Source organism: Streptomyces sp. GQ60, assembly GCF_059758875.1.
In genome coordinates, this window is record NZ_JCAXEG010000044.1 from 1 (window position 1) to 9,514 (window position 9,514).

The 9,514-nt window shown below is 72.8% G+C and carries 8 protein-coding genes; 2 read left to right on the top strand and 6 right to left on the bottom strand.

Going from position 1 to position 9,514, the window contains the following annotated elements; translation table 11 throughout:
- Nucleotides 1-221 precede the first annotated feature (221 nt).
- Both AC6CKD_RS37690 and AC6CKD_RS37695 read right to left on the bottom strand, forming a co-directional pair.
- Nucleotides 222-767 carry a hypothetical protein gene (locus tag AC6CKD_RS37690; protein WP_498333908.1) on the bottom strand — a complete coding sequence of 182 codons (546 nt, stop codon included), beginning with the start codon at nt 765-767 and terminating at the stop codon, nt 222-224.
- Complete coding sequence (locus tag AC6CKD_RS37695; protein ID WP_498333909.1) at nt 764-1,012, bottom strand: hypothetical protein; 249 nt, start codon at nt 1,010-1,012, stop codon at nt 764-766. Before AC6CKD_RS37695 ends, AC6CKD_RS37690 begins: the two co-directional genes overlap by 4 nt.
- Before the next feature lie 168 nt (nt 1,013-1,180).
- On the opposite strand from AC6CKD_RS37695, the gene AC6CKD_RS37700 reads away from it, so the two are divergent.
- Entirely contained in the window at nt 1,181-1,795 is a 615-nt protein-coding gene (locus AC6CKD_RS37700; RefSeq protein WP_498333911.1) for a hypothetical protein, read from the top strand.
- An 80-nt stretch (nt 1,796-1,875) separates the two neighbouring features.
- Here AC6CKD_RS37700 and AC6CKD_RS37705 read toward each other — a convergent pair whose 3' ends face one another.
- Nucleotides 1,876-2,736, bottom strand: a complete 861-nt coding sequence (locus tag AC6CKD_RS37705; protein ID WP_498333913.1) for a TIGR03619 family F420-dependent LLM class oxidoreductase — start codon at nt 2,734-2,736, stop codon at nt 1,876-1,878.
- 213 nt (nt 2,737-2,949) lie between these two features.
- On the bottom strand, nt 2,950-4,215 hold the full coding sequence (locus AC6CKD_RS37710; RefSeq protein WP_498333915.1) for an ADP-ribosylglycohydrolase family protein: 1,266 nt from the start codon (nt 4,213-4,215) through the stop codon (nt 2,950-2,952).
- A gap of 647 nt (nt 4,216-4,862) precedes the next feature.
- Here AC6CKD_RS37710 and AC6CKD_RS37715 point away from each other — a divergent pair.
- Complete coding sequence (locus AC6CKD_RS37715) at nt 4,863-5,948, top strand: tyrosine-protein phosphatase (RefSeq protein ID WP_498333916.1); 1,086 nt, start codon at nt 4,863-4,865, stop codon at nt 5,946-5,948.
- A 104-nt stretch (nt 5,949-6,052) separates the two neighbouring features.
- On the opposite strand, the gene AC6CKD_RS37720 is transcribed toward AC6CKD_RS37715, so the two are convergent.
- Nucleotides 6,053-8,644, bottom strand: a complete 2,592-nt coding sequence (locus tag AC6CKD_RS37720; RefSeq protein ID WP_498333918.1) for a bifunctional FO biosynthesis protein CofGH — start codon at nt 8,642-8,644, stop codon at nt 6,053-6,055.
- A 40-nt stretch (nt 8,645-8,684) separates the two neighbouring features.
- Nucleotides 8,685-9,476 carry an SDR family oxidoreductase gene (locus AC6CKD_RS37725; RefSeq protein WP_498333920.1) on the bottom strand — a complete coding sequence of 264 codons (792 nt, stop codon included), beginning with the start codon at nt 9,474-9,476 and terminating at the stop codon, nt 8,685-8,687.
- Between the last annotated feature and the right edge of the window lie 38 nt (nt 9,477-9,514).

Below are 9,514 nucleotides of genomic sequence, written 5' to 3' on the forward strand. Positions count from 1 at the left end.
CCCCACTCCTCCCCCCGGCCGTTCCCCGGGGGGATCCCGGAAGTCTTGTGGCGTTTCGGTGTGGGCCGGTCGGTCAAGGGTGGCCGAAGGCCATCGCGTAGCGACGCGACCGCAGGGAGCGCCCTTGAGGGACCGGTCCACACCGAAAGGACACTGGACTGCCGGGACGCCCCCCGGTACTCGTCAGGTTCGGGGCACCGCCGGCACGTCCGCCGATGGTCTCAAGGCCTAGCCCGCCAGCGCGGGGCCTCGTCGTCCGGCTGGTCCGGGCTCGCGAAGTGGAACGGGACTCCGAGGCGGGCCGCCAGAGCCGTACCGGCGCGGGTGGCTGCGGCGGCGTGGGGGGCCAGGGGGCCGGGGTCGGCGCCTTCGGCTTCGAGGGCGCGGGCGCCCGTACCCCAGTAGACGGTGCCCAGTGCGTGTTCCCCGGACGGATCCTCCGAGATGGCGAGCAGCCGCACGAACCAGTCGTGCACCGTGTCCCCGTCCCAGACGGCCTCGATCGCCACCACCCGCGCCCGGATGCCGGAGGCGCGAGCGGCGAGCGACTCCGGGTCGAGCGGGGCGTCGGGGGTCCGGGCCACCCGGTCGCCGAAGTGGACGTACCGGTCGGCGACCAGCTTCTGGGCATCGTAGAGCTCCACGCCCTGGGCGCGGCCTGCCTCCCAGACGATGCGGACGGCGGTGAACGCCTGGTCCTGGAGCACGTACCCGTCCACCTGGCGGCGGATGCCTTCCGGGAGGCGCTCCCACCGTTCCTCGCTCATGCGGAGGCCTCCGGGACGAAGAGGCTCACCTGGTACGTCGACGGGTGGGTGTCGCGGCCGCAGAAGGAGTCGATGCGGAGCCGCGCCGGGTCGGTGACGGTGCCCTCCTCCTGCACGCGGCGGACGTACTCCCGCAGCTCCACCTGCTCGGTCGTCGAGAAGAGCAGCTCCCAGCGGCCGCGGATGTCCGCTGTCCGCTGGTGGGCTCGCGTCCGGCTGCGTGCGCGCTTGCGTTGGCCTGGCATGGGCTCATGGTCGCCGCGGGCGGCCCCCCGGGGCCAGCGGGTTTCGAGGCGCCGGGGCGGGCGCCGGGGCCGGGGCTGCCTCTCCCCGGGCACAGGTACTCGCGTCCTGCCGGGCCCGCGACGGAAAAGGGAAGGACTGCCCATCGGAGGTCGTGTGAGGGTTTCCCCGTGTCCAACAGTGTCTCGTATCCCATCCTCCGCACATCCGACCCCGCGCTGGCCCTGAGCGTGGCCCGCCGCCTGGTGGAGTTCGGCAGCCGGTCGTACTCCGATGTATCGGTGGAGGCCGAGGTGCCCACCGTGGCCGAAGCTAGGCGCTTGCGTGACGCCCTTCCCGAGGCGTGGTTCACGAGCTGGTCGGCGCCCAGCGATCCGGAGCCGGGTGTACCGGCCCTTTTCCGCTCGGTTCCTTCCAAGGAACTGCCCGACGACCTGACCTCGGTGGAGCGGTTCCTGCCGTTCAGCGTCTCGATGCTGGACCAGCCCCTGTGGACCATCGAAGACCATTTCTTCGAGGTGGCCGGCGCGTGCATGGGCGTGATCCATTGGACCTCGCTGGAGTGGCCGGTGGTGCCGGAGCGTGACCTGTACGGCGAGTTCAAGCATGCCGAGGTCACGCTCCTGCTCAACTGCGACTCCAGGGACCTCGAAGTCCGTGCCGATACGCACCTGGTCCTCGTCCACGTCCGGCGCCGCAACGGCGACGGCTACGAGGACCGTGCCGCCCAGTGGGTCGCCGAGCAGGTCGGACACGAGGTCATCGGACCTGCGCGTCACCCGTGAGGCCGGTGATCGTCCACCACCGTTCGCGTTCACGGCCCGGCGTCCCCCGCGACACGGGTACGGCGGGCTGGAGCGGCGGGTTACAGGTACTGCCTGAACCCGTCCAGGATGCGCAGGATCTCCGCCTCGCCCTCCGAGGGGAGTTGGAGGACGACCTCCTCGATGCCCAGGTCGGCGTAGTGGGACATCTTGCCGGGGGTCGGCTGGACGGCGTACGGGACCACCTGGAGGGACTTGGGGTCGCGGCCCGCGGCCTCCCAGACCTGGCGCAGGGCGGGGAGGGACTCCGTGAGGCCGCCGCCGCCGATCGGGAGCCAGCCGTCGCTGTGGTCGGCGATGGCTGCGAACAGCTTCGGGCCGGCCTGGCCGCCGATCAGGGTGCGCGGGCCGTACAGGGGGACGCCCGGGGCGAGTTCGCGGGGGGTCTGCACGGGCTTGGGGTGCGCCGAGCTGGCCTGTACGGAGGAGAACTGGCCCACGTACGCCGTGGGGTGCGGGGACCACAGGGTCCGCATCAGGGCCATGCGGTCGCGGACCAGTTCCCGGCGGGTGCGCCACTCGACTCCGTGGTCGGCGGCCTCCTCGACGTTCCAGCCGTAGCCGATGCCGAGGGTGACGCGGCCGCCGGACAGGTGGTCCAGCGTGGCGACCTGCTTCGCGAGGTCGATGGGGTCGTGCTGGGCGACGAGGGTGATGCCGGTGCCGAGGTGGAGCCGCTCGGTGACGGCGGAGGCCTGGCCGAGGGCGACGAAGGGGTCCAGGGTGCGGCCGTACATCTCCGGGAGCTCGCCGCCCATGGGGGCCGGGGTGACGCGACTGACCGGGATGTGGGTGTGCTCGGGGAGGTAGAGGCCGGAGAAGCCGCGTTCCTCCAGGGCGCGGGCGAGGGGTACGGGAGCGATGGTGCGGTCGGTGAGGAAGACGGTCGTGGCGATCCGCATGTGCGCTGACACCTCCGTGGTGTGGGGAGGGCCAAAGTACGGCTTCGCGCGCGCGGAGGGCAGGGGCGCGCGTCGGCCATGGCTGGGGGCCGGGAGCGGAGCGGGGGGCGGAGTCGGCCGGGGGCCGGTGCGGCTTCCCGCTGTCTGTCAGCCCCAGCCCCAGCCCCAGCGGCTACGGGCTCCGGGCTCCGGCTCATCCCCTCGGGTACGGGCTCACCCCCTCGGGTACCGCGTCAGCCAGGCGGTGGAGGTCGCGGCGGGGCCGTGGAGGGCGGGGTCCTGGGTCATCTCCAGGGCGAAGTCGTCGGCGAGTTCCAGGACCGTGGCGCGGCCTTCGAGGCCGGCGAGCCAGGCCGCCGGAAGGGCCGTTTCGCCGTGCTGGGCGCCGAGCAGGGAGCCGCACAGGGCGCCGGTGGCCGCGGAGTCGCCGCCGTGGTTCACGGCGAGGCGCAGGCCGTGTGCCACGTTCTCGGCGACGAGGGCGCAGTACACGGCGATGGCGAGGGCCTCCTCCGCGGAGCGGGCGTAGCCGGGCGACAGGCCCTCGACCGTCTGCGGGGACGGGGCGCCCGTGGTGACGGCGCCGAGCGCGCGCTGCAGGGCGTCCGTGACGGGCTGGTGGCCGGGGCGGACGCCGAGCAGGCCCAGGGCCCGCTGGACGGCGGAGTCGAGGGACTCGCCGCGGGTCAGGCCGTGGACGATGACGGCGTGGGCGCCGGCGGACAGGTACGCGGTGGGGTGCCCGTGGCTCGTCGCGGCGCATTCGACGGCGAGTTGGAGGACGAGCGCCGGCTCCCAGCCGACCAGCAGCCCGAACGGTGCGGAACGGGTGGCGGCCGCCGGGTCCACGGCGGTCGGGTTCTTCGGCTGGGCGAGCGTGCCGAGGACTCCGTCGGCGAAACCGGTCAGGCAGGAGCGGTCGGGGGAGCGGCGGACGTAGAGCCACTCCTCCTGTGCGAGCCAGCCGTTGTCCTCGCGGCGCTCGTCGGGGCCCCAGTCGTGCTGGGTGAGGTTCCAGCGGAGGTACGCGCGGTGCACGTCGGTCGGCGGGTGCCAGGCGCCGGTGTCCCGGCGTACGTGGGCCCGTATCAGGCCGTCCACGGTGAAGAGGCCGAGCTGGGTGGCGGCGGTGACCCCGGCGCGGGGGGCCGGCTCGGTCAGGCCCTCCGGGCCGTGGGCTGTGAGGAGCTCGGGGAGGGACAGGGCGGTGAGGGGCGCGCCGAGGGCGTCGCCGATGGCCGAGCCGAGGAGGGTTCCTCTGACGCGGCTGCGGAAATCCTGCTGCTCGGTGCGGCCCCAGAGGCCGGTGGTGACGGCGGCGCGGCCGCCGATGGTGGCACCGGCGGCGGGACCCGTGGCGGGGCCGAGGCTGGTGGTTCCGCCGGTGGCTCCGCCGGTGGGCGCGGGGGCTGCCTGGAGGGGCTGGGCTGCCCCGGGCCTGCTCTGCTGCTCCCCGGACGTTTCCGTCGCCGTGTCCATTTCGATCCCCCCGGACTGCCCGCGCGTGCTCTGGCGGGCACTGTAGTGGACAGTACCGATCGGGTCCGGAAGTAGTCGGTCATGGGGGCCGTATGGGGCCGGGGAACGGCTGGATTCCGCCGGTCCCCTGCGGGGGGCTTGGGTCGGTTCGGCCCTGCGCTTGCCCCTGCCGGGCGGTGGCTGCGGGTCTTCCGCTGCGCGGGGCGGAGGTCCCCTGCCCGCCCTTCCACCGTTCCCCGGGCTCCGCCCGGACCCGGTCCTCAAACGCCGGACGGCTGAAAGCGCCCTGGCGTCCACGCCAGATCCGGTCCTCAAATGCTGGACGGGGGTGAAGTGCCCGGCCGTCCGCGCCAGATCCCGGTCTTCAAGCGCCCGGGGCTCCGCCCCAGACCCCGGTCCTCAATCGCCGGACGGCTGAAGAGGCGTCGGGCTGGCTCGGTGATGCCGTGCAGCGGCACATCCAGCCTCGCCGGCGTTTGAGGCGCGGGGTCCGGGCGGAGCCCCGGGAGTTCGGGCGCAGCCGCCCGGTGCCCCCCGTTCAACCGCCGGCCAGGCGGGTGGCACGTTTTGACAGTTGCCTTCCCTGTGGCCGGTTTCGGCCATGCCGTGTTCACGTGGCGTTGTTGGGAGGCCAAGAGTCTCGGGGCATGAAGAAGGCACTGCTCGCCGCGACCGCCGTCGCCTCCACGTTCACCGTCGCCCTCGTCGCGGCCCCCGCCGCCTCCGCCTCCGGGTGGGACCTCCCCTGGGGCGGTCGGCACCACGGCAACTCCACCATCCCCTTCACCGAGGCCACCGTCACCGCCGGTGCCGACGGGGCGTACACCCTGAAGTGGAACGCCAAGGGCACCAAGCGCGTGGAGATCAAGGCGAACGGCAAGGTCGTCGCCCAGGGCGGCGCCCAGGGGGAGGCCGTGGTCGGCGGGCTGCCCGCCGCCGACCGGCAGTGGTTCGACTTCGAGCCCGAGCGCGGCCGGGGGCTGCGCCTGGCCGACCGGCTGATCACGCTGGACGGCACCACCAACTTCCGTGACGCGGGCGGCTACCGCACCACGAACGGCCAGTGGGTCAAGATGGGCGAGATCTACCGCTCCGACGCCCTCGACAAGCTCACCGAGAACGACCTCGCCAAGCTCCAGCGCCTGCGCGTCAAGACGATCTTCGACCTCCGCATGGAGAGCGAGCGCACCAAGGACGTGGACAAGGTCCCGGCCGGCGCGCACTACGTCGTCGCCGACGTCTTCGCCGGCTCCGGGTCCTTCGAGGCGCTGCCCAAGACCCCGGACGAGGCCGTCAAGGCCATGATCGACGCCGAGAAGGCCATGGTCGGCGGAGAGGGCGGCATGAAGGCCTACACGCAGGTCTTCGAGGGCATCGAAGGCATCGAGCGCGACCGCGCCGTCCTGTTCCACTGCACCGCGGGCAAGGACCGTACGGGCTGGGCGAACGCCTCCCTGCTGACCGCCCTCGGCGTGCCGAGCGAGACCGTGATGGCCGACTACCTGGCCAGCAACGACTACCGCAAGGCCGCCAACGACGCGATCCTCTCGCACCTGCCGGCCTCGCACGCCGCCGTCTACAAGCCGCTGCTCGACGTGCGTCCCGAGTACCTGAACGCCGGGTACGACGAGGTCACCGCGAAGTTCGGCACCTTCGACACCTACCTCGAGGACGGGCTCGGCATCGACGGCCGCGAGCTGAAGCAGCTCAAGAAGGACCTCCTGGTGGGCTGATCAGCCTCCCTCCACGACCCTCGTCGATCGTCGACGACCCTCGCGACGTGCGGGCCCTGCCGGGCTGTCCCCCCGGCAGGGCCCGCACGCGTGCGCGGGGTCGGTCAGTCCAGGACCGGCAGCAGTTCCGGCAGGTGGCCGTCCGAGGCGCGGGCCGCGGCCTGGCGCTCCTCCGGGACCTCGCCGTAGAGGGTCGTACGGGCCTTCGCGGGGCGGCCGGCCGCCTCGGCGACGGCGATCAGGTCCTGGACGGACTTGTACGAGCCGTAACTCGAACCGGCCATCCGGGAGATGGTCTCCTCCATGAGCGTTCCGCCGAGGTCGTTGGCGCCCGAGCGCAGCATCTCGGCCGCACCCTCCGAGCCCAGCTTCACCCAACTGGTCTGGATGTTGGTGATGTGCGGGTGGAGCAGGATCCGGGCCATCGCCGTGACCGCCCGGTTGTCGCGCACGGTCGGACCGGGCCGGGAGATGCCCGCCAGGTAGACCGGGGCGTTGGTGTGGATGAAGGGCAGCGTCACGAACTCCGTGAAGCCCTCGACGCCCTTCGCCCGCGCGTCCTGCTGGATGCGGGCCAGTGTGCGGAAGTGGCCCAGCCAGTGCCGCGGCTGGTCCACGTGGCCGTACATCATGGTGGAGGAGGAGCGGATGCCGAGCTCGTGCGCCGTCGAGACGACGTCGATCCAGTCGGCCGTCGGCAGCTTGCCCTTGGTGAGGACCCAGCGGACCTCGTCGTCCAGGATCTCGGCCGCGGTGCCCGGGATGGAGTCGAGGCCGGCCTCCTTGGCCGCCGTCAGCCAGTCCCGTATCGACATCCCCGTGCGCGTCGCGCCGTTGACGACCTCCATCGGGGAGAAGGCGTGCACGTGCATGCCGGGCACGCGCTCCTTCACCGCCCGCGCGATGTCGAAGTAGGCCGTCCCGGGCAGGTCCGGGTGGATGCCGCCCTGCATGCACACCTCGACCGCGCCCACGTCCCAGGCCTGGGCGGCCCGGTCGGCGACCTGGTCGAGCGAGAGGGTGTACGCGTCCGCGTCCGTACGGCGCTGCGCGAAGGCGCAGAAGCGGCAGCCGGTGTAACAGACGTTGGTGAAGTTGATGTTGCGGGTCACGATGTACGTGACGTCCTCGCCCACCACCGACTTGCGCAGGTCGTCCGCGATCCGGCAGAGGGCGTCCAGCGCCGGGCCGTCCGCGTGGAGCAGGGCGAGCGCCTGCTCGTCGGTGAGCTTCGTCGGGTCGTCGGCGGCCTGCGCGAGCGCCCCCCGTACGTCGGTGTCGATGCGCTCGGGGACCATCCCGGGGGCCGCGGCCTCGCGCAGGGCCTCCCAGTCGCCGTAGACCTCGTCGAAGTCGTCGCGGCGGTCGCCGGTACGGCCCTGCGTGTCGATGGTGGTGTGCAGGTCGGTGCGGCCGTAGGCGGCGAAGCCCTCGTCCGGCTCCTGCCACGGCCGGCCCACGACCTTCGCGGACTCGTCCGCGAGCCCGCTCTCCGCGTCGGCCAGCGCGCGTACGTGCGGCAGGAGGCGCGGGTCCAGCCAGGGTTCGCCGCGCTGGAGGAACTCCGGGTAGATGGTGAGGCGTTCGCGGAGCTCGAAGCCGGCGGCGGCGGTGCGCTCGGCCAGCTCCTCGATGTGCGGCCAGGGGCGCTCGGGGTTCACGTGGTCGGGGGTGAGCGGGGAGACGCCGCCCCAGTCGTCGATGCCGGCGCCGATGAGCAGCGCGTACTCGGAGTCCACCAGGTTCGGCGGGGCCTGGATGCGGGCGCTCGGGCCGAGGATGTGGCGGGCCACGGCGATGGCCGCGGCGAGCTCCTCCAGCTCCGCGTCGGGCATGCCGCGCATGGCCGTGTCGGGCTTGGCGCGGAAGTTCTGGACGATGACTTCCTGGATGCCGTGGTAGCTGCGCTGGATCCGGCGCAGCTCGAAGAAGGCGTCCGCGCGCTCCTCGTAGGACTCGCCGATGCCGATCAGCACCCCGGTGGTGAAGGGGACGTTGGAGCGGCCCGCGTCTTCGAGTACGCGCAGCCGGACGGCCGGGTCCTTGTCGGGGGAGCCGTGGTGGGGACCGCCGGGCTCGGACCACAGCCGGGTGGCGGTGGTCTCCAGCATCATGCCCATCGAGGGGGCCACCGGCTTGAGGCGCTGGAGGTCCGACCAGGACAGCACGCCGGGGTTGAGGTGGGGGAGGAGGCCGGTCTCCTCCAGGACGCGGATGGCCATGGCGCGCACGTAGGCGAGGGTGTCGTCGTAGCCGTGCGCGTCGAGCCATTCGCGGGCCTCGGGCCAGCGGTCCTCGGGCCGGTCGCCGAGCGTGAACAGGGCTTCCTTGCAGCCCATGGCCGCGCCCTGGCGGGCGATGTCGAGGACCTCGTCCGGGGACAGGTACATCCCGTGGCCCTCGCGGCGGAGCTTGCCGGGGACCGTGACGAAGGTGCAGTAGTGGCACTGGTCGCGGCACAGCCGGGTGAGCGGGATGAAGACCTTGCGCGAGTACGTGATGACGCCGGGCCGGCCGGCGGCTTCGAGTCCGGAGTCCCTCACCCGGGCCGCGGAGGCGGCGAGGTCTTCGAGGGCCTCGCCGCGCGCCTGCAGGAGCACGGCCGCCTCGGTCGCGTCGAGCGCGACGCCGTCGCGGGCACGGCGGAGCGCGCGGCGCATCGAGTTCTCGGTCGGGGCGTCACTCGGAGTGGTCATGGTCCGAGCATACGATTCGCTCGCGCGGGCACGGAGGGGCTCATCGCATCAGCTCCCCGGCGTTGACCAGCAGAGACTGGCCGGTTATCGCCCGTGCGCGGTCCGATGCGAGGAAGGCGGCGGCGTCCGCGACGTCTCCGTCGGTGGCCAGGTCCGGCAGCGCCATGCGGTCGGTGAGGCGGGAGTGGACCTCGGCCTCGGGGACGCCTTCGGTGTGTGCGGTGAAGGTGACGAAGGCCTGGACCGGGGGACCCCACATCCAGCCGGGGAGCACGGTGTTCACGCGGATGCGGTGCGGGCCGAGTTCGCGGGCCATGGAGTACATGGCGGAGGTCAGCGCGCCCTTGGAGGCGGCGTAGGCGGCCTGCTGCACCTCGTTGGGGGAGGCGATGGCGGACTGGGTGCCGATGATGACGACGCTGCCGCCGGCGCGCTTCAAGGCGGGCAGGCAGGCGCGGGTCATGCGCAGGGTGCCGAGCAGGTTCACGTCGAGGATCTGCTGCCAGGTGCCGAAGTCGGCGTCTTCGAGGCCGCCGAAGTACGAGTCCCAGGCGGCGACGTGGACGACGGCGTCGACGCCGCCGAAGCGTTCCCGGGCGAGGGCGGCGAGGGCCTCGCACTGGCGCTCGTCGGAGATGTCGGTCGGCAGGTACGCGGTGTGGGTGCCGTCGGGGTCGATCTCGGCGGCGGCCTTGGCGAGGTTGGCCTCGGTTCGCGCCCCGAGCACGGCGTTGCCGCCGTCGCGGACCACGGTGGCGGCCACTTGGTGGCCTAGGCCGGCGCCTACGCCGGAGACGATGACGGTTTTGCCTTGCAGGAGCAGCGGCGGCATGGTGCGGGCCTCCTGGACGCCGAGAGTTTCTGACGGGG

Bases quoted from the DNA above. Each gene is read 5' to 3' on its own strand.
- AC6CKD_RS37690 (WP_498333908.1), bottom strand. From the start codon at position 767: ATGAGCGAGGAACGGTGGGAGCGCCTCCCGGAAGGCATCCGCCGCCAG.
- AC6CKD_RS37695 (WP_498333909.1), bottom strand. From the start codon at position 1,012: ATGCCAGGCCAACGCAAGCGCGCACGCAGCCGGACGCGAGCCCACCAG.
- AC6CKD_RS37705 (WP_498333913.1), bottom strand. From the start codon at position 2,736: ATGCGGATCGCCACGACCGTCTTCCTCACCGACCGCACCATCGCTCCC.
- AC6CKD_RS37710 (WP_498333915.1), bottom strand. From the start codon at position 4,215: ATGGACACGGCGACGGAAACGTCCGGGGAGCAGCAGAGCAGGCCCGGG.
- AC6CKD_RS37715 (WP_498333916.1), top strand. From the start codon at position 4,863: ATGAAGAAGGCACTGCTCGCCGCGACCGCCGTCGCCTCCACGTTCACC.
- AC6CKD_RS37720 (WP_498333918.1), bottom strand. From the start codon at position 8,644: ATGACCACTCCGAGTGACGCCCCGACCGAGAACTCGATGCGCCGCGCG.
- AC6CKD_RS37725 (WP_498333920.1), bottom strand. From the start codon at position 9,476: ATGCCGCCGCTGCTCCTGCAAGGCAAAACCGTCATCGTCTCCGGCGTA.